Source organism: Psychrobacter sp. AOP7-A1-24, assembly GCF_052376235.1.
In the GTDB taxonomy this organism is placed as follows: domain Bacteria; phylum Pseudomonadota; class Gammaproteobacteria; order Pseudomonadales; family Moraxellaceae; genus Psychrobacter.
The window spans coordinates 24,353-44,608 of sequence record NZ_JBQSVM010000009.1; the positions used below are offsets into that span (position 1 = coordinate 24,353).

The 20,256-nt window shown below is 43.4% G+C and carries 18 protein-coding genes and 2 tRNA genes; 6 read left to right on the top strand and 14 right to left on the bottom strand.

Features of this window, described 5'->3' with window-relative positions:
- The first annotated feature begins 115 nt into the window (after nt 1-115).
- On the top strand, nt 116-883 hold the full coding sequence (locus ACT3QQ_RS04780; protein WP_444527137.1) for a hypothetical protein: 768 nt from the start codon (nt 116-118) through the stop codon (nt 881-883).
- 192 nt (nt 884-1,075) lie between these two features.
- Here the strand turns inward: ACT3QQ_RS04780 and glmS are convergent, their stop codons facing one another.
- The 7 genes from glmS to hisF all read right to left on the bottom strand — a co-directional run bounded on the left by glmS (nt 1,076) and on the right by hisF (nt 8,837).
- Nucleotides 1,076-2,920: a glutamine--fructose-6-phosphate transaminase (isomerizing) gene (gene glmS / locus ACT3QQ_RS04785; protein ID WP_444527138.1), complete on the bottom strand. Its 1,845-nt coding sequence runs from the start codon at nt 2,918-2,920 to the stop codon at nt 1,076-1,078.
- A 182-nt stretch (nt 2,921-3,102) separates the two neighbouring features.
- Nucleotides 3,103-4,479, bottom strand: a complete 1,377-nt coding sequence (glmU, locus tag ACT3QQ_RS04790; RefSeq protein ID WP_444527139.1) for a bifunctional UDP-N-acetylglucosamine diphosphorylase/glucosamine-1-phosphate N-acetyltransferase GlmU — start codon at nt 4,477-4,479, stop codon at nt 3,103-3,105.
- 166 nt (nt 4,480-4,645) lie between these two features.
- Entirely contained in the window at nt 4,646-5,251 is a 606-nt protein-coding gene (locus ACT3QQ_RS04795) for a phosphatidylglycerophosphatase A family protein (RefSeq protein ID WP_444527140.1), read from the bottom strand.
- A 3-nt stretch (nt 5,252-5,254) separates the two neighbouring features.
- Entirely contained in the window at nt 5,255-6,286 is a 1,032-nt protein-coding gene (thiL, locus tag ACT3QQ_RS04800) for a thiamine-phosphate kinase (RefSeq protein WP_444527141.1), read from the bottom strand.
- A gap of 8 nt (nt 6,287-6,294) precedes the next feature.
- A complete protein-coding gene (gene nusB / locus ACT3QQ_RS04805) occupies nt 6,295-7,131 on the bottom strand; it encodes a transcription antitermination factor NusB (protein ID WP_444527142.1) in 837 nt (278 codons plus the stop codon).
- A 216-nt stretch (nt 7,132-7,347) separates the two neighbouring features.
- Nucleotides 7,348-7,869 (bottom strand): 6,7-dimethyl-8-ribityllumazine synthase, encoded by a 522-nt coding sequence (gene ribH / locus ACT3QQ_RS04810; RefSeq protein ID WP_444527143.1) that lies wholly within the window; start codon nt 7,867-7,869, stop codon nt 7,348-7,350.
- Between the two features lie 185 nt (nt 7,870-8,054).
- Nucleotides 8,055-8,837 carry an imidazole glycerol phosphate synthase subunit HisF gene (gene hisF / locus ACT3QQ_RS04815; protein WP_444527144.1) on the bottom strand — a complete coding sequence of 261 codons (783 nt, stop codon included), beginning with the start codon at nt 8,835-8,837 and terminating at the stop codon, nt 8,055-8,057.
- A gap of 185 nt (nt 8,838-9,022) precedes the next feature.
- Here hisF and ACT3QQ_RS04820 point away from each other — a divergent pair, with 185 nt between their 5' ends.
- From ACT3QQ_RS04820 to ACT3QQ_RS04830, 3 genes are read left to right on the top strand one after another with little or no spacing between them, the layout of a single operon-like run.
- Entirely contained in the window at nt 9,023-10,186 is a 1,164-nt protein-coding gene (locus ACT3QQ_RS04820; RefSeq protein ID WP_444527145.1) for a homoserine kinase, read from the top strand.
- Nucleotides 10,187-10,246: 60 nt separating this feature from the next.
- Nucleotides 10,247-10,591 carry a hypothetical protein gene (locus ACT3QQ_RS04825; RefSeq protein ID WP_444527146.1) on the top strand — a complete coding sequence of 115 codons (345 nt, stop codon included), beginning with the start codon at nt 10,247-10,249 and terminating at the stop codon, nt 10,589-10,591.
- A complete protein-coding gene (locus ACT3QQ_RS04830) occupies nt 10,592-11,500 on the top strand; it encodes a class II glutamine amidotransferase (protein WP_444520713.1) in 909 nt (302 codons plus the stop codon). It begins immediately after the preceding gene.
- A 24-nt stretch (nt 11,501-11,524) separates the two neighbouring features.
- On the opposite strand, the gene ACT3QQ_RS04835 is transcribed toward ACT3QQ_RS04830, so the two are convergent.
- The gene (locus tag ACT3QQ_RS04835) at nt 11,525-12,097 is read right to left on the bottom strand and encodes a YchJ family protein (RefSeq protein WP_444527147.1); all 573 of its coding nucleotides are present in this window, start codon (nt 12,095-12,097) and stop codon (nt 11,525-11,527) included.
- 56 nt (nt 12,098-12,153) lie between these two features.
- Nucleotides 12,154-12,870 carry a metal-dependent hydrolase gene (locus tag ACT3QQ_RS04840; RefSeq protein WP_444527148.1) on the bottom strand — a complete coding sequence of 239 codons (717 nt, stop codon included), beginning with the start codon at nt 12,868-12,870 and terminating at the stop codon, nt 12,154-12,156.
- 126 nt (nt 12,871-12,996) lie between these two features.
- Between ACT3QQ_RS04840 and ACT3QQ_RS04845 the strand changes: the two genes are divergently transcribed.
- Together ACT3QQ_RS04845 and ACT3QQ_RS04850 are read left to right on the top strand one after the other, a co-directional pair.
- On the top strand, nt 12,997-14,052 hold the full coding sequence (locus ACT3QQ_RS04845; RefSeq protein ID WP_444527149.1) for a DUF3025 domain-containing protein: 1,056 nt from the start codon (nt 12,997-12,999) through the stop codon (nt 14,050-14,052).
- A gap of 292 nt (nt 14,053-14,344) precedes the next feature.
- Nucleotides 14,345-17,182: an aconitate hydratase gene (locus ACT3QQ_RS04850; RefSeq protein WP_444527150.1), complete on the top strand. Its 2,838-nt coding sequence runs from the start codon at nt 14,345-14,347 to the stop codon at nt 17,180-17,182.
- A gap of 171 nt (nt 17,183-17,353) precedes the next feature.
- Here ACT3QQ_RS04850 and ACT3QQ_RS04855 read toward each other — a convergent pair whose 3' ends face one another.
- From ACT3QQ_RS04855 to ACT3QQ_RS04875, 5 genes are all read right to left on the bottom strand, one after another.
- Entirely contained in the window at nt 17,354-18,325 is a 972-nt protein-coding gene (locus ACT3QQ_RS04855) for a DUF4365 domain-containing protein (RefSeq protein ID WP_444527151.1), read from the bottom strand.
- 65 nt (nt 18,326-18,390) lie between these two features.
- On the bottom strand, nt 18,391-19,044 hold the full coding sequence (locus ACT3QQ_RS04860; RefSeq protein WP_444527152.1) for a LysE family translocator: 654 nt from the start codon (nt 19,042-19,044) through the stop codon (nt 18,391-18,393).
- Nucleotides 19,045-19,338: 294 nt separating this feature from the next.
- Nucleotides 19,339-19,414: transfer RNA gene (locus tag ACT3QQ_RS04865), tRNA-Glu, on the bottom strand.
- 148 nt (nt 19,415-19,562) lie between these two features.
- A tRNA-Ala gene (locus tag ACT3QQ_RS04870) sits at nt 19,563-19,638 on the bottom strand.
- 122 nt (nt 19,639-19,760) lie between these two features.
- Nucleotides 19,761-20,126 carry a hypothetical protein gene (locus tag ACT3QQ_RS04875; RefSeq protein WP_444527153.1) on the bottom strand — a complete coding sequence of 122 codons (366 nt, stop codon included), beginning with the start codon at nt 20,124-20,126 and terminating at the stop codon, nt 19,761-19,763.
- Nucleotides 20,127-20,256: the final 130 nt, after the last annotated feature.

Below are 20,256 nucleotides of genomic sequence, written 5' to 3' on the forward strand. Positions count from 1 at the left end.
TGACTCGATGTCATTTGCAAAAAACAATATTTTAACTTTAGCATAACAATATCTAGATTAAATTAAATCTAATGAGAACTTGCATATTAATGAATTAAATAAGAAGGAACTTACTTTGAAATTATCTTTCATCGGATTAGCGATAACTTTTGTATTGGTTGGTTGTGGAGAGGAAAGTACATCGTATTCAGCACCATCAACTGATGGTGAAGTATCACCAACTGAACCATCTAATACGACCTCTTTAGCTTGCATTAACTCAACGTTGCTAACCCTAGGCACGACGATTGATCTAGAATATGCTTCAAATAGTGCTATAGATTTTGGACTTAACGATGTTCATGAAGTTGTAGAAGCAGTTCCGCAATATAAAGGCTTTAGCGATGTATTGGCTAAAAAAGAAGGTCAATCTATTGTGTATATAAAGCACGATAAAGCTGATCAATCAGTGATCACTCTAGGGCAAACTGACAGTGAGGCTGGGATGGAAGTTGATTACCAACCGAGCGGATTAAAACTAGATTATAACTTAGAACAAGGTGAGACGAAGCATTATGCAACAGTCACCATGATTGAAACAACAGCTGGCGAAATGAAGTCTTATACAATGGACACTTCATTAAAATATGTTGGTAGAGAAACCATTACGGTTCCTGCAGGCACGTTTGAGACTTGCGTATTTGAACACAAGTTTTACGTCGTTCAAGACGACGGAATAAGCACTGATACGTTATTCACTCGTTACACTGGCGTAGATAACGGCATAAAAATCAAAGAAATAACAGAAGCAACATCGTCTGAATCTGAAGATGTTGGTTTATTCGGTGATACGATATTATTAGAGAAAGGAAGTATCAATGGTCAAGCTATACAAGGTTTATAGTCAGTTAACTCTCCTTGACTTCGTTCTTCTTCAATCCACTTCTGATGGTTTTTAGAGAGCATAAAAAAATCCCTGCTACTGTTTTACTGAATAGTAGCAGGGGTTAATACACGAGCCGGTAGGATGATACTTTATTACTCAGTATGAATCTTTATTACTCGCGTACAACGGAATTATCAGCGAGTAGGTTTCTTATTCTACCGTGACTGATTTTGCCAAATTGCGTGGTTGGTCGACGTCGGTGCCACGCATTACTGCTACATGGTACGACAATAGCTGCACAGGCACACTATAGACGATAGGGGCGAGCGTTTCGCAAACATCGGGCACATATACTAAGTGCAGTCTATCTTCAGCGACCATTTGACTGGCTTCGCTAGCAAATACAAATAACTCGCCATGACGCGCATGCACTTCTTGCATGTTGGCCTTTAATTTATCAAACATACTGTCTTTGGGCGCTAGTACGACGATGGGCATGTCTTTGTCGACCAATGCTAATGGGCCGTGTTTCAGCTCACCTGCTGCATAACCTTCTGCATGAATGTAAGAAATTTCTTTTAACTTTAGTGCACCTTCTAGAGCAATCGGGAACTGTAAGCCGCGCCCTAAAAATAGACAGCTTTTCTTATCTTCAAAGCTTTCACTCATGGTCTTGATAGGACCATCAAGATTTAAGCTGGCGTAGAGTTGTCCTGGTAATTGATGTAGCTCACTTAGCAACGTATTTAAGTGCTCATCAGTCATACGCTTCTGCGTGACGCCAACTTTCAATATCAATAATATCAATGCCACAAGCTGAGTGGTAAATGCTTTGGTAGAGGCTACGCCAATCTCAGGCCCTGCTAGCGTCGGCAAGAAAATATCTGTTTCGCGTACCAGCGATGAAGTCGGTACATTACATAATGCCAAGCTGACTAAGCCTGCTGGCGTTTGCTTCTGGATATCACGTAACGCTGATAATGTGTCAGCCGTTTCACCAGATTGAGAGATGCAGATAACCAAAGTATTATCAACGACAACAGGATTGCGATAGCGGAATTCGCTAGCAACCTCGACGGAACAAGGTATACGAATAAGGCTCTCAAACCAGTATTTTGCGACCATACCAGCGTGATAACTGGTACCGCAAGCAATTACTTGTACATGACGAATACCTGATAACAGGGTCTCATGACGCTGTAAAAAGTCATCACGTAGTTTGGTGGTTTCGCCATTATCCAAAGCCATCTCGATTGTACGAGCGACAGCATCTGGCTGCTCATAAATTTCTTTGAGCATATAATGTTTGAACTCGCCTTTATCGGCGTTGTGCTGGGTTGCATCAATTTCATGTATCTGACGTTGGACTTCGACACCGTTTGCATAAACCTGAATACTATTGCGAGTTAATTTGGCGATATCACCTTCTTCTAAATACATAAAGCGGTTAGTCACCGGCAGCAACGCCAACTGATCTGATGCGATAAAATTCTCGCCGATACCGACACCAATCACTAAAGGTGAGCCTAGACGTACAGTAATGAGCTCATCAGGGCAATCTACGTGTACGATACCCAATGCGAAAGCACCGTGCAGTAGCGGAATGATGGTGCGGACCGCTTCTAATAAATCAGGTGTTTTTTTATAGATGTCATGGATCAGATGCGCTACAACTTCAGTATCTGTCTGTGAAGTAAATACGTAGCCTTTGGCTATTAACTCTTCTTTTAGTTCAGCGTAGTTTTCGACGATACCATTATGAACGACCGCAATTTTGCCTGACACATGTGGATGCGCATTACGTTGCGCTGGCTCGCCATGAGTTGCCCAGCGTGTATGAGCGATACCAGTATGGCCATCAAAAAAATCTGGGTTGGTAGCAACGGCATTAACCAGTGCTTGTACTTTACCCACTTGGCGCTCACGATGTAGCTCACCATCACGAATAACCGTCAGACCAGCTGAATCATAGCCGCGATATTCTAAACGCTTTAAGCCTTCAAGTAAGATATTAGCGATATTTCGCTCAGCAACGGCGCCTACAATTCCACACATGGCTATTCCTTAAATTTAATTTTTAGTGGTTCGATATATAATGGTGTACGAGCAAAAAACTTGGTTTGTCGTTAATAATGAGTCATTAGCTTATAAATACGATGAAGCAGCACCACAAAGATTGCCGTACTGCTTAAATTGGTTCAAGAATGACTGGGATCGACTAAACTACCAATGAGCAGTTATTTTTTAGTTGGTCGTTGAAAGTCATTTTTTTGTACTTGGCGTGCACGCCCAAATGCCAACGCACTACCGTCAACATTTTTAGTAATGACAGAGCCTGCAGCGACGGTAGCTGTATCACCAATCGTTACTGGCGCGACTAAGCTAGCATTAGAGCCGATAAACGCATTGTCTTCAATGATGGTTTGCGATTTATTAGCCCCATCATAATTACAGGTAATGACACCAGCGCCGATATTAACGCCTGTACCGACGGTTGCATCGCCGACGTAGCTTAAGTGATTTACTTTACTGCCTTGGCCGATAGTCGATTTCTTAATTTCGACAAAATTACCAACTTTGCTGTTATCAGATAGTACGGTATCAGGACGCAAATGCGCAAAAGGCCCAATATCAACACCAGCACCGATATCAGCGCGATCGATCACGCAATGCGGTTTGATGTAGCAGGCATTACCAATCTTGGCATTTTTGATAACACAGCCTGCTTCGATATATACGTTATCACCCAAGGTGCAGTCACCTTCAAATACTACATTAACGTCAATAAATACATCTTGACCAGCGGTTAACGTACCACGAATATCGACACGAGTGGGGTCGGCGAACTGTACGCCAGCTTCTTGTAAGTCAGCAACTAACTTGCGTTGCCAAGTACGCTCTAGACTAGCAAGCTGTTGACGGTTATTTACCCCTTCAATCTCAAACGTATGCTCAGGCTCAATCGCCGCGATAGCAATACCGTCGGCAACTGCCATTTTGACAATATCCGTTAGATAATATTCTTGCTGTGCATTATCGTTAGAAAGCTCAGGCAAATATTTGTGCAGTAGCGCATTATCGACGCAGTAAATACCGCTGTTAATTTCTCTAATGCTTTGCTCTTCAGTATCAGCATCTTTTTGTTCAACGATGGATTCAATATTACCTGCTTGGTCACGTTTAATACGACCCAATCCAAATGGATTATCGACCGTCAACGTCAGCATCGACATACCGTCAGTATTGGCAGTTTTTAATGCCGTTAGCGTCTGGCAGCTTACCAATGGTACATCACCGTACAGAATGAGACTTTGCCCTGACTTAGGTAAATCAGACAATGTCACTTTGACTGCATGGCCGGTCCCTAACTGCTCCGTTTGAGCAACCCAAGTAATCGATGCTTGTGTATACTGATTGGTGATTTCTGATTTTACTTGATCACCACCAAAACCATGGACAATGATGGTTTCATCAACCGTTAGCTGATGACAAGTGTCTAGTACATGACCTAATAAAGACTTCCCAGCCAATGTTTGCAATACCTTTGGCTTTGCCGATTGCATACGTGTGCCTTTACCGGCCGCTAAAATAATTACAGAAAGAGGAGATGTCATAATAGGCTCACAAATGTAACAAAATATAATATTGGATTATAGCGCAAAGGTTCATTCAGAAAAATGTTGTGATGTGCAGGCTTTGTAACTCGAACACCGATAATTTAAGTAAATAAAACAATATATAAGACAGTTAAAACGGTAGTAAATACTCTATGCGCTAATTTCAAAAAGACATAAACATCATCACAATAATATAAATAATCAGCCAAATGACCGCTGCCATGATGCCTGCAATGATATCATCTAACATTACCCCAAGACCGCCAGCAACTTTCTTGTCTGCCCAGCCAATCGGTGGCGGTTTCAAGATATCGAATACGCGAAATAGGATAAAGGCAGTCGGTAGCCAACCCCAAAACATCGGCATCATCATTAGCGACAATGTGTTTTCAGTTTTAGGAAATAAATAGGACAAAATGTAAGATAACGGCAATAAGGTAATCCACATACCTGCCCATTCATCCCATACAATATGTGGATCATCGTGTACCTGCATCAACTCAGAAGTACGCCCACAGATCCAAACACCAACCAAACAAGATAGTATAGTCAGCACTAAAAAAGGAATAAATCCCAGACTCATGAGAGGTACGCCTACAATCAGACCACCAACGGTACCCCAAGTACCAGGTGCACGGCGTGGCAAACCACTACCTAAACCTAGCCCAAGCCAGTAAATTATACGGTCAAGCATGCTAGCACCAACCGGTAGAGGTGGGCAGTCATTTGCTTTACGGATATCAGGCTTAGATAAGTCGTGGTCAGTCATGGATTAGCCTGTAAAGTGTTGGTAACCAGTAAGATTGGGCCATGTTAAAAACGGTGCGGGCTGAGTTGGCGTCACTGGCTGATTTTGATAAAACAGTTCAAGAGGTGAGCTATCAGGTGACTTGGTATCTGTCGCTGTATGGTCTGCTAGCGCAGTTACTTCACCAATACAAGTGATAGATGTGTTGTCTGTAGGCGGTTTGATATGCACAGGCAAAGTAAATGCCAATTCATAATCATCGCCGCCCGCTAGCTGACCTAATAAGCGATCAGACAAATTGGCAGTGGATAATGTCTCACTACTCGGTAGCTTATCTAAATAGATGCGCATGCCTACAGAGCTCTGTTGACAGATATGACCAAGATCTTGATAAAGACCGTCGGAGATATCTATCATCGATGTTGCACCCATCTTTGCCAGTGCTGCACCTAACGCAATACGCGGCGTTGGCATATGTAGACGATGCGCCAACTCGATACCTTGTGCGCTGTCAGGATACTGTAAGGCGAAAGCGGCATCACCAAGTGTGCCTGAGACATAAACCTTATCACCAGCTTGCGCACCTGAGCGGTAAACGGCAGGTGTATCTGCGGCAAGCAGCCCCTTTGCGCTGATACTAAGTACTAAGCGCTCACTGCGCGTCGTATCGCCACCTATCAGCGCCACACCAAACAGCTGGCACGCATGAAATAAGCCTTCGGCGAATTTAGTAAGCCATTCATGATTTACTAGACGTTCAGGTAATGCAAGCGCTAGCATAATACTATGCGGCGTCGCACCCATAGCAGCTATGTCTGAGACATTGACAGCGACAGCTTTGTAGCCAATCGCAAACGCTAACTCGTCAACCTTTTGCCAATCAGCATGAAAATGACGACCTTGAACCAGTGTATCAATACAGCTAACCAAGCGTGATCCTGCTGGCAGCGCCATTACAGCTGCATCGTCACCGATACCTTTTTCGATACCAGGTAATGGCGCATGCGTGGCCTGCATCTGTGAGAATATACGCTCAATCAGCTCAAACTCGTTCATGATTCATCTTAGTCTTTGGTGTCGTTAGCGTTTTTTTTGCTCGCCCTAAAGTCACTGATATTTGCACTGGCTTTACTGGCGCTGCTACGTTTGACATTAGCTTTGTTAGCACTGATACGCGGCTTGTTTGATGCAGAAGGCTCATCGATGATAGTGCTTTCCGTTTCAGCAGCAGTTTCAACGCTATCCACTGAGTTTGCTTCAGCCTGCTTAGAAGCCGCTTTTTGTGAGGTACGTAGGTTGGCGTTGGTATCTGCTTGCACTTCGATTGCGCGCACTTCAACAGCCATTTTATCCAGTACCGCGTTGATCAATTTGTGAGCGTCAGTCGCCCCAAAGTGATTATTTAGCTTCATTGCTTCATCAAGCACGACCTTGTAAGGAATCTCTACACGGTTTTGTAGCTCGTACGCGCCAATCAGTAAGATAGCATGTTCAACAGTATCTAACTTATCAACCTCACGATCTAGATGCTGACTGATCAGAGCGTCTAGCGCTTCAATCTGCTCTGGGATATCGCGCATCATTTCATGATAATAACCGATATGGACGGTATGCATGGCATTGGTTGCACGCGTGCGAGCAGCAATATCATGCGGCGCATTGGCCTTCCAGCCAAGCTTGCCATCTACATCAAAGCGGCGATCAGTGACGAGCCATTCGTATAGGCCTTGCATCGCAAAGCGACGAGCCTTACGGATAGCAGTGTGACTGGTCTTATAAGAAGACTCACTCATATCGAAGGTTTGATCACCTGCACTACTGCTCGCTATACGGGTAGCTTCAGCTTCATTGGCTTGTGCGGTTTTCGCAGCGCTGATAGCGCGCTTGAGTTGGTCAGTCATAGGGGGTCTGTACCTAAATTTTTGAGATGATACCCAGTCAAAATATGAATTGGCAAAGTAGCTTTTTAGCTTTACTGATTCAACATCTTAAAAGGTATAGAAATACGGCGAAAATTCAAAAAGTAGCCAATTTTTTTGATAGCTGGCTAGTGCTATGAGGTGCTGTTATTACTAAATAGCAGCATCCTTCAAACTGGCAAACACGAGCTTTAGAGCTTACGCTTCATCGATATTGTCATCAACATCTAGCTGTGACAAAACAGCGATCATTTCTAGTACAACCATCGCAGCTTCAGAGCCTTTGTTACCAGCTTTAGTACCAGAGCGTTCGATAGCTTGCTCGATGCTGTCAGTGGTGATCACGCCATTAGCAACAGGAATATTATAGTCAATAGCAACACTGCTCAAACCTTTGGCAGATTCGCTAGCAACGAAATCAAAATGTGGTGTGCTACCACGAATGATTGCGCCTAGTGCGATAATAGCGTCAAAACGATCTGATTCAGCAGCACGTTGGGCCACAAGTGGTAGCTCAAATGCGCCAGGCACACGAATAACAGTAATGTTGCTACCCAATACCCCATGACGGAGTAGGGCATCGATTGCACCATCAACCAATGACTCAACGACAAAACCGTTAAAACGACCAACAACGATACCAATGCGAGCATCAGCGTTTTGATGTAGGTTACCATCGATATGAGTCACGTCGTTGCGCTGCTGTTGTAAATTCGACATAAAAAATCCTTTGCTTAATAAGCGTTCAATTGAAATATAGGCGTCAATAAATAGCTGAATAGTCTGATGCGTTCAATCGACTCGGTCGCCTATTATTTTGGCATTGCCCTAGTTAATTGAACGAAAATAAATGGTTAGCGCTATGATAGCATTTTTTTGGGTTTTATTTGTATATTACGAGCGTGCTAAAGACGCATCTGTATTCCTTGCGCTGCCATATACTCTTTGGCCTCCAATACTGTGTACTCGCCGAAGTGAAAAATACTGGCGGCAAGTACGGCATCTACGCCGCCTTCTAGTACGCCTTCTGCTAAATGTTGCAGATTACCAACGCCGCCTGAGGCAATAACTGGTACATTAACGCGGCTCGTAATTTGTTGCATGAGTGCTAAGTCGTAGCCTTTTTTGGTGCCATCACCGTCCATCGAGGTGACCAGTAATTCACCAGCGCCTAGTTCAGCCATTTTGCTTGCCCAAGCGACGACATCGATACCTGTTGGCTTGCGACCACCATGAGTGAAAATCTCCCAACGTGGTACGACGATACCATCGACATTGATATCAGCGACGCGTTTGGCGTCGATAGCCACGACGATACACTGGTTACCAAATTTCTGCGCGGCCACACCAACGAATTCAGGCGTAAATACGGCTGCTGAGTTAATCGCCACTTTATCCGCGCCAGCATTGAGCAAATTGCGAATATCAGCGATTTTGCGAACGCCGCCACCGACAGTCAGTGGAACGAATACCGTTTCTGCCATGCGTTCAACAGTATGATAAGTGGTATCGCGCTCATCATTGGTCGCCGTAATATCCAAAAAAGTAATCTCATCAGCACCCTGTTCATTGTAGCGTTTGGCTACTTCGACAGGATCGCCTGCGTCTTTAATATCGACAAATTGCACGCCTTTGACCACACGGCCATTGTCAACATCCAAGCAAGGAATGATACGCTTTGCTAACATAGGGTCTTTCACCTTATAATCAATTCATAGGCGCTAGTCTAGCAAAATCACTGCTATTTCAGGCAGATTTTCGCAAGATTATTACGCTTTTCACCATAGTTTTATCATGCGCGGTACAATTGCTGCCATTACCGCATAAATTTATCCTATTTAACTTCTTATCCAATTGCTATAAGTGAGATGTCATGTCCGTCTATACCCAGTTAACCGATGACCAGTTTGCCGCCTTTTGCCAAAGCTTTGGCGTGTCGTTTGCCCGTGCGATTCCGATTACTCAAGGTATTAAAAACTCAAACTGGTTTATTCAGACGACTGACGATGTAGATGGCACGTACTCTTACGTATTCACTTTATTTGAAGAGCGTCCGCCCGCTGATATCGAAAAGATGGCGGTTATCCTCAATCAATTAAATGGCAAATTACCAGTTGCCGCGCCGCTAGCTGTTATTGACTCAAATGGTTCGCAAACGAATGGTGATGATAAACGCTATGTCATCCATTATGAAGACAAAGCCATTACTTTAGTGCCATGCCTAGCAGGTTCACATCCAGAGCAAACCACGCAAGCGATGTGTCATGATATTGGTGCGGCGTTAGCAACGCTGCACGAAACACTACAAGCACTGCAGCCAAGTGAGCAATATGGCGTGCCTTTGTATCCATGGGCAGATGTGCGTGACCGTGAAATGCAATTTATGCCAGGTGATGAAGCCAAGCTGATGAGTGATATTTGGCGTTCTTATTCAAAATTGCCACTGGCAACCTTGCCAAAAGGTCTGTGTCACTTAGATATGTTTGCTGATAATACCTTGTGGGACCTACAGAAAGGCGAAGCGCGTTTGACAGGTCTACTAGACTTTACTGAAGTCAGTGTCGAGCATTATGTGATGGATATCGCCATTACTATTAATGATTTTTGTACGACGTGGGGCGTTGCGGAACAAGGCGAGTCCGTAAACTTTAACCGTAGCAAAATGGCGGCTTTCTTACAAGGTTATGAGTCTATACGCCCACTAAATAACGATGAAAAACATGCGCTACCTGTTATGCTAGCAAAAGCGGCGGTGATATTTTGGTTGTTACGTTTAAATGTGATTCATTACAACCGTACAGAAGGGCGTACGGGTGATAACATTATGGTCAAAAATCCTGACTTGATGAAACGTCTGGCCGCTTATCATTGGGCGCATGTCGAAAAATCACAAAATACCGTATATGTGCTATTAAATAAACAAGACAATCAAATAGTCGGTGTGTTTAGCAACATCACGCAAGCCGAGCAAGCGCAAGAAACCTTAAATAGTAGTGAGTCTGCGATCAAAGAATATACACTGGATCAATTATCGTAAGCGTTGTTTATTCATTTATTCTGGTACCGAAACCTAGCACCAAACCTCAGAGGCGAACCCATGACCGATCAAGTTGATAACTGGCACAAACTGGCACGCTATGACACCAATATGCAAGGCGAGTTACATGCCAATTTGCTGAGAAATAACAATATTACGGTATCGATGCAAGCGTTAAGTAGTATCCCAGGCATGAATTCAGGTGCGGTACTTTGGGTGCAAGATACGGACTTAGCAGAAGCTCAGCGCATTTTGGATACCATTCCAACTGATGGTGCTGCTCTACTTGATGAAATGAGTGATGCGGACTTTGACGCGCTATCTGCTGCTCACAGTAATTCTACTCAAGGCAACCCGATAACAGGTGATGATTCGCTTAATAATAACAACGGTGGTAACGATTAAATGTGTCAACTCTTAGGTATGAACTGCAATACCCCGACTGATATTGGTTTTAGCTTTGCAGGATTTCGCAAGCGTGGCGGCATGACGGACAGCCATGAAGATGGTTTTGGTATTGCTTTCTTTGAGCGTAGCGACTGTGTAAATAATGACGAAACGACCAATGACTCAACAGGTCTGCGTCTGTTTCATGACAATCGCCCAAGCCATTTGTCACCAGTCGCTGATTTGGTCAATAATTACCCAATCAAAGCCATGAATGTCATTGCGCATATTCGTAAAGCGACGCAAGGACAGAACTGCTTGGCAAACACCCATCCGTTCGTGCGTGAAGTATGGGGTGAGCAGTGGGTGTTTGCGCATAACGGTCAGATGAATAGCGAATTTATCAAACGCTGTCAGCGTCTGCAAGACAATGGTAACGCCTCACATTGTCAGCCAGTCGGCTCAACTGACTCAGAGATGGCATTTTGTTATTTGGTTAATCGCCTAAAAAGCAGCTTTAAGTCGCGTCCTGATGACAAAACGTTGTTTAACTTTTTGACCACGCAATGTCGTTATCTATCTGCCAACGGACTATTTAATTGCTTGATCTCAAATGGTAAATGGCAGCTGGCTTATGCGGGTAGCTTATTGTTTTATCTCACGCGCAAGGCGCCATTTGGTGAAGCAAAGCTGGCTGATGATGATATGGCGATTAACTTCGGTGATGTTACCACAGATACGGATAAAGTCACGATTTTGGTCACCGTGCCATTGACTGAAAATGAAAAATGGCAACAGCTAGCGGTCAATGAATGTCTGATATTTCAAGATGGCGATGTCATCTATAAAGACAGCCCGAGCCAGCGCAAGTTTTTAACAGTGGACGAAGGCATTGCGATTGCACGAGCCGTTGGAGCGAGTGTTTAGGGAATGGTAAATATCTAATATTATTTAAATATAACCCCCGCAACACCGCTTAAACTTCTCACCTGAGCCACAAATGCACGGTTGCTTTTGCGTCACAGTCATCGCAACCGTCGGATCTAAAAAGTACCAGCGTGCGTCGTTATTGGTCTTGTTTGTTATCTTTACAAAAGCAGATAGCTCATGATGCGCCTGTACTTTTTCTTCTAAACTGACTGTATTATCTTTGGTATTAAAATAAGCCTTAAACTCAACCTGCGCGTGCCGTTTACCAAGCTTTGGTGTGTGTCTTACAATCTCTAGTCCTGCCCAGTGCGTTTCTTTTGCCCAACTCTTAATCGCTGCAATATCAAGTAACGCTTGCTGCGCAGGCAGTGTGGTCTTGACGATATACTCTGGTTTCACCAACACAAAAGCACTATAGCGCGTACGCATGAGCTGCTCGGCTGTTTCCGCTTTTATACCATTTGCTTTGTCAACATTACCATTATAAAAAGCATCATGATAAGGCTGACAGCAGTCTTGATAGGACAGTAGAGCATTTGCCGTCTCTGCTGTTGGATTGATTTGGCACGGGCAAGTATTTAGGGAAGATTGCATGTTTTACTCTAATTTTTTTGGCTTATTCGTTTAGGCTTAATAGCCTTATGATAACTTTATTGCAGCATGCTTTTTATTAACTCTGGCAATATACCAACTTTGAGCTGCGCCCATGCAGAAGGATCGCTCAATCGTGACCAAAACATCTCAAAAGGTGGGGCAGCATATACCAGTAACGCAAGGATAGTATATAAGAGCAGGTACCACCATTTGTCTTTTGGCTGATAAAACTTCATCGCCGTGCCCGATGAGCGCTTCATTTTCATATTGGATAAATTGACGCTATACAGCTCGTCCAATGATAAGTGCACCATCGCACCACCAAATAAAAATAGACCATAAAACCAGCTAGTAGTCAGTGGTAGGTGCAATCCATAATAACTTAGGCACGTCAAACCTAGTCCCAGTATCGCCATATACGGCACAGAGTGGATGACGCCGCGATGTACCGTCATCGTCGTAAAAATATGAAAGACGACATAGCGCATAAAACCGTAGCCTGCCAGCCACAATATCATTAAGGCGAGTAAGCTTAAATCACTACGCCAGTGCATGACCAAACCAAAGGCAAAGATAAACGAGGTGATATTAAAACCGAGCTTAATCGGTGTTGAATTATCAGAATCCAAGTCAGGCAGCAACCCACCGATAGTACCAAGCGCCACGCACACTAAAAACCCTGAATCATCAACCAATCCAGCTTTGTAAACCGTCAAACTTAGTGTGCCACTGACCATAAAAGCGACATTTAAGTGGGTATTGAAATTTGCCATAAAACTCATTCATCCATAGCGCTCAAAAAGTCCTTCCGAGCAGCATATCTAGCAGTAAAAAAGCGCACCATGATACCATAGACCGTCTATACGTCTAATAGAGATAGTCCGCAAGAGAGAGCTTCTATGCCTACCAGTGATTTACCTGACACACTTAATTCTGATACTCATACCAAGCAGCTGCCTGTAGTAGAAGATCAGCTCGATAACAGCTTTGCTGAGATTGATTGGCAAGCGCCTTGGTTATCGCATATCACTCAGTTGAGTTACATCAGCAGCATGATTGAGCGCCTTAGTCGCTCAAGCTCGCAGAGAGATAGTTTGAATGGTTTGGATAATACGAAAAACCTAGATGCACACGATACAAATACTTCTGATATCAATACGCCTGACACGATTGCCAACGTCTTAAAAACAGCGATGGCGCAGCAGGCTGATCACTTGCAGCAGCCGTTACCGCATACCAAACCCGCCCATGAACACAAATTTCAAACGCTACAGTTCGTCTCTCAAAATGCATTGCTTGAAGGGGAAGCCTATGAGCAATTTATCGGCACAACTGGCAACATTCCGACACGTGACAACTTGCATGACTTGTTTAATGGCAGTATTTGGCTGACCTTTCCAAAGACTAAAGCGGTGCTGAATTACTACCATATGCTAGAAATCGAAAAGCAGGGTATCAGTGAGCGACGAGGGCGGGTACGTGACACCATCACAGTGTTCGATGAAAATGGCGCATTGCTAGTGACTTCTGACGCTAGTATCGGTGAAGCGTTGGTTGACTTCGACTGGCAGGCAAGTTTGGTGAAGCCTCGTGCTAAATGGGACAACCCAGCACAACCAGATGCAAGTGCCCAAGCCGCAGTTTATATCTTTGGGCATGCTCTACTTGAGCAATTGGTACATCCACGCAAACCGCTATGCGCCCACAGTATTATCATTCACGTTGCACAAGAATTTTTTACTCTACCATTAGCTGAGCGGATGAATTATTTAGATAGCAAGGTTGCTGAATACATGAACACATTGTTATCAAATGATGATGTCAAACCGCGCCAGCTTGCACCGTTACCTATTTTGGGTGTGCCACATTTTTGGGCAGAAAATAAGGCTGCTGATTTCTACGAAGACAGTTATGTGTTCCGCAGTGGACGACGTAAAAAAATAAAAATTGAATAGGAATACATCATTTAAAGATAGCTCGCTAAACCGTTGTTACGTTTACGTTTGTCCCACGATTCGACAACGTCCAGACGTTAACAAAGCCTTGTATGTTTGTTATGGTAAAAGGGAGTTTCTGTTAACCATTACAGATATGATTATCTCTTTTGTTAACATTGACTTATATCAGACAGTTTCACGAAACTGCTCTGTTGATTCAGAACAGATCAATCATTTATCGAGCCACCAGTCACACATAAACTTATAATAATTTATGTTCAGGATTTATAACAACGATAAGGAAGCTATCATGAGTGATATTTTTGATGTAAAAGACACCCTTTCAGTCGCTGGCAAGGAACATGCCTACTACAGCCTACCAAAGCTGACCGAGACTTACGAGCATATCAAAACACTACCATTTTGTATGAAGGTGGTACTAGAGAACCTACTACGTAACGAAGATGGCGGTCAGTCGGTTGGTAAAAACCATATCGAAGCGGTTGCCAACTGGGATGCAGGCGCCGAGGCGTCAAAAGAAATCGCCTTTATGCCAGCGCGTGTGGTTTTGCAAGATTTCACAGGTGTACCTTCAGTGGTCGATTTGGCTGCAATGCGCGATGCGGTGGTTGAGCTGGGCGGTAAAGCTGAGCAGATCAACCCATTTATCCCTAGTGAGTTGGTCGTCGATCACTCTGTACAGGTGGATGCCTATGGCCGCGAAGATGCACTAGATCTCAACGAAAAGATTGAATTCAAGCGTAACAACGAGCGCTATGAGTTTTTACACTGGGGTAAACAAGCGTTTGAAAACTTTGTCGTGGTACCACCAGCGACAGGTATTGTGCATCAGGTTAACCTTGAGTATTTAGCCCGTGTTGTGATGGCAGCAGATGTTGATGGCGAACTGATGGCTTATCCAGACACCGTATTTGGTACAGATAGCCATACCACGATGATTAATGGTATCGGCGTGCTTGGTTGGGGTGTAGGCGGTATCGAAGCCGAAGCGGCGATGCTAGGTCAACCATCTTCGATGCTGATTCCGCAAGTAGTCGGATTTGAGTTAAAAGGCAAGTTAACCGAAGGTGTCACAGCAACTGATTTGGTACTCCGTGTGGTAGAGATGCTACGTGCACATGGTGTGGTCGGTAAGTTTGTTGAATTTTATGGCGAAGGTTTACACAGTATGCCGCTCGCTGATCGCGCGACTATTGCCAACATGTCACCAGAGTACGGTGCGACTTGTGGTATTTTCCCGATTGACCAAATGGCAATCGATTACCTGCGTCTATCAGGCCGTGACGAAGAGCAAATTGAGTTGGTTGAAAAATATGCTAAGGCGCAAGGCTTATGGCATGATGCCGATACACCAGCTGCGACTTATTCGAGCAAGTTAGAGTTGGATTTATCTTCAGTACAACCAGCACTGGCTGGACCTAACTTACCTCAGCAGCGTATCAACTTATCAGATATGCATGAGAAGTTTGGCGAAACGCTAGAGAAGATGAATAAAGACCGTAAAGTAGAAGCGGATGGTAAGATACGTTTTGATCAAGAAGGCGGTGAGCAAGAACAGGCAGAGGATCTCGCAGCTGAGCCAAAGATCGAAGTCGATACAAGCGATGATGATCTTCAGCATGCTCCGGCAAATAATGTTTTCTCAAATGTCAGTATCGATGACAAACAGCATAAACTAAGAGATGGTTCTGTGGTTATTGCCGCCATCACTTCTTGTACCAACACCTCAAATCCAGCAGTTATGATTGGTGCGGGTCTGGTAGCTAAAAAAGCCGCTGCTAAAGGACTTAAGGCCAAACCATGGGTAAAAACGTCATTGGCACCAGGTTCAAAAGTGGTGACTGATTACCTAGAGAAAACCAACCTTATGGATGAGCTAGAAAAAACAGGCTTCTATCTAGTAGGTTATGGCTGTACGACTTGTATCGGTAACTCAGGCCCACTGCCTGAAGCTATCGAAAAGGGTATCGAAGAAAATGATTTGGTTGCTTCTGCAGTGCTGTCGGGTAACCGTAACTTTGAAGGTCGTATTCATTCACATGTGAAAGCCAGTTATTTGGCGTCACCACCGTTAGTAGTAGCCTATGCATTGGCAGGTACGGTCGATATTGACCTAACCACCCATCCACTAGCACAAGATCAAGATGGTAATGATGTTTACTTAAAAGATATTTGGCCAACATCAGAAGAGATTAATGAGTTGATTGCCAACAACATTGATGCGGACATGTTCCGCAAAAACTACGGTGAAGTGTTCGACGGTAGTGCCGCATGGAACGCAATCAGCTCAGCGGATAGCCAGCTGTACCCATGGGATGAAGGGTCGACCTACATTAAGAATCCACCGTTCTTTGATGGTATGACCATGGAGCCAGAAGGTATTCCTGATATCGAAGGTGCGCGTATCTTAGGTCTGTTTGGTGATTCAATCACGACCGATCATATCTCACCAGCAGGTAATATCGATCCAGACTCACCAGCAGGCAAGTACTTGCAAGAGCGCGGTGTCATGGAAGCAGACTTCAACAGCTATGGCTCACGCCGTGGTAACGATGCAGTCATGACTCGTGGTACTTTCGCCAATATCCGTATCAAAAATACCATGATGGGCGGTAAGGAAGGTGGTTATACCTACTACTTCAAAGATGATAGCGCCACCCTACAAGATGGCGAAGAAATGCCTATCTACAATGCAGCGATGAAGTATAAAGAAGATAAGCGTCCGCTTGTTGTACTGGGTGGGGCAGAGTATGGCTCTGGTTCGAGCCGTGACTGGGCAGCAAAAGGTACTATCTTGCTCGGCGTAAAAGCTGTATTGACCAGCTCGTTTGAGCGTATTCACCGTTCGAATCTCGTCGGCATGGGCGTGCTCCCATTGACGTTCAAAGATGGTCAAAATGCAGAGACCTATAAACTAGATGGTTCTGAAGTGCTCAGCATCACAGGTCTAGATAATGGCGAAAGTAAAACTGCCAACGTTACGGCTACACGTGCTGATGGATCAAGCGAGACTTTCGAGGTAAATGTCGGTCTGCAAACGCCAAAAGAGCGTGAGTATGTGCGTCATGGCGGTGTATTACACTATGTACTACGTCAATTGGCTGCTGAGAGCAAAGAAGCAGGCTAGCGTTTAATTAAGTTTAATATAAAAAAGCCCAATCTCCTTCAAAGTGGGGGATTGGGCTTTTTTATTGGGTAATTAATTAAATTTCCTAAATGCAATACGAAACCGTGTTTTTCGGCTAGCTCTGTTCCTAGTGAAAACTAATTCAGAGAAACAATTCCGCTAGATTTTATATTAAGTTTCACTACCATCGTCTCTAGACGGATATGAAGTCAACGTTGCAAGATACGTAGGTAAAAACCACTCTCTGACAAGCTCCTCATACATATTTGACAGATTAGTTAATCGATGCCAAATATAGTCCGAACAGTAGGTTAGGAATTGCTGGTGATCTTCAGTTTTCACGCCTTTACACATTTTTTCACTGAGTGTGAGCAGCTCGTTATGACTCCATTCCATTGGATTCCAAAAGTCATGACCTGACCATATATCTTGTCTTAATGCTATGTCAACAAAAGTCTTAATCATATCGACGGCATAATCAAAAGGTACACTGTGTAGCATGGCAGACTTACCCTGCATACGCCAAATTTCTTTCAATTGATAATTAAATAAGGAGAATGCACCATACATCTTTGAGCGTTTTCCATATGCTCTTAATGCTACAAGCGCACCCTCCTGATTCAATATTTCATTAGCAATAGGGATATAGATAATTTTTGAACCTTTAGAGGCGTAACTAGGATCTTCTGGTATAAGAACTTTATCTATATAATCGTTAAGACAGACAAAAAACGCCTTTTCAGAGTTTGTATCGACCAAAACCAGTAAAACTGGAATCGCTATCCCCATAGACTGTACTGTTAATATGTCGGACATATCTAGCTTAAATTTAGCAACCTCAATTTCAACGTAGTCGTTTTTATCTTCCCTTAATCTACCCTTCGCTACATTTCCGCGGCTATATGCTTTTCTAGTTGTGTACTCAATACAGTCTGATGATTTCAACTGAATGAATAAATTTTCACCAAGAGTCTCCGCTAATTTCTTGTCATTATTTACAAAGTCAAAGAGCTCGACTACGCAATCAATTCCGTAATCAGCACCGTAACTGTGAACCACCCATTCTTGAGGTAGCTTCTCCCTTAAAACTCTAAAAGATATATCTTCTTTGACTTGGTTTAGCGATCTTTGTTTTCTAGGCATGAAGACTTCTCAATATTTAACATATATTTTACCGCTGTCCATATAACTAATTGGCTCCAATTGTTTCAACCCTTCTCAGCCAACAATTTAATACCTAAGCCAAAAAAGACAACGCCACTGACTTTATTCAATACTGTCTCAACAGATGGCTTTTCGCGCAAACTTTTGCTAAAGCGTGACGATAACAGAGACAGACAGGAGAACCAGATAAAGCCAGTAATAGCAAAGGTAATGCCCAGCATTAGAAATGACAACATACCATAAGCATAGCTAGAGTCGATAAACTGAGGGAGGAAGGCTAGAAAGAATAGAGCGACTTTTGGATTAAACACATTGGTCAATACGCCTTGCTTATAAGTCTGCCAACCTTCTCTACCATGTTTGTTGGCAACGCTTTGATCACTAGCTAGGCTACTGGCTATCGAGTTTGAGTTTTTGCTGAGCAACATTTTCAAACCTAAATAGCATAAGTAAGCCGCACCAATGTATTTAACGATCATAAATGCCATCGGTGAGCTGGCGAGCAATACTGATAACCCTAAGGATGCCAGTAGCGTATGTACCAAAATACCTGAGGTAATGCCCAGTACAGAATGAAACCCAGCGGTCTGTCCTTGTGAGACGCTACGAGTAATAATGTAGATACTATCAGTACCTGGCGTTAGGTTTAATAAAATAGCCGCTAAGATAAACCCTAGATAATTCTCGATACCAAACATCGCAATCACTTCCCTTTAATCACACTAAGCCCATCATTTATAGTATGTGGCTGCACTTTATAAAAACGCTCATCAGGTCGATATTAACGAGTATTAGATATGTTGGCAATAGCGCTATTAATAATAAACTAACGGCAGTAGAATATAGAAGACTAGCGGTAGTAGAATATAGAATTTTGAAAAACGACAGACATAAAAAATCCCAGTCACCGTATGATGACTGGGATTTTTTATTGTTCGCTTATTAGTCTAATCTGATGCTAAGCAAAAGTGCTAATAAGTAACGCCGAATAGTGGCGTCCCCAGGGGGATTCGAACCCCCGTTACCGCCGTGAAAGGGCGGTGTCCTAGGCCTCTAGACGATGGGGACGCATAGAGTGTTATAACCAGTGGTTACAACGGTACTTCACAATATCAGATGGCTTATTAAATAAGCATTGCCTAGGTGCTGATATTGTCCTACTAGCGAGTATTTATTATTACGTTTCAGTAATACTGAGCGTTGCTATAAATAAGTATGGTGGAGCTAAACGGAGTCGAACCGTTGACCCCTTGCATGCCATGCAAGTGCTCTACCAACTGAGCTATAGCCCCTCGCTAAGAGTGTGCGTATTTTATGTAAGAGTGACAGTCTTGTCAACAACTATTTTAAAAATAATTCATAAATATGCAAAAAAAAGCGTTTTAGCCTATTTAAAAGGCTCAACAAGCCCAAATTAGCGTGGATTTTGCTTGATGGCAATCTCTTTGATGGCTTTATCGGTATAAAACTCTTCTTCGCTACCATCAGAAAAAACAATCGAGCAGCATTCAGTTGGCACATATTGCCCACTTTTTTCGCGGATCGTTCTTATACCTTTGACGCCGATGATGTCATATTCGCTCAATTTATCCAGATTATGCTTGGTGTAACCACAGTAAGCGCTATATATCCACTTTAGATCTTCGAAGTCTTGGCCCTTTGTTAGGGTTAAGGTTGCGTCGAAAAGCTCCTTTACGACGGCGTCATAGTATTTCTGTGCTTCTTTTAGGGTATTAAAGACATAGTCTTTGCTTTCTATCGTGACGGTTTTGGCAGCCATGTTTATTTCCAATTAAAATATTTAACGAAAGACATTTAATAGTACGAGGGTAGTTGTACTGATTAGCAACGAAAAAAGGGCCAGAGATGGCCTGACCCTTTTACACTCGACAAGTTTGGCTAATTAACTG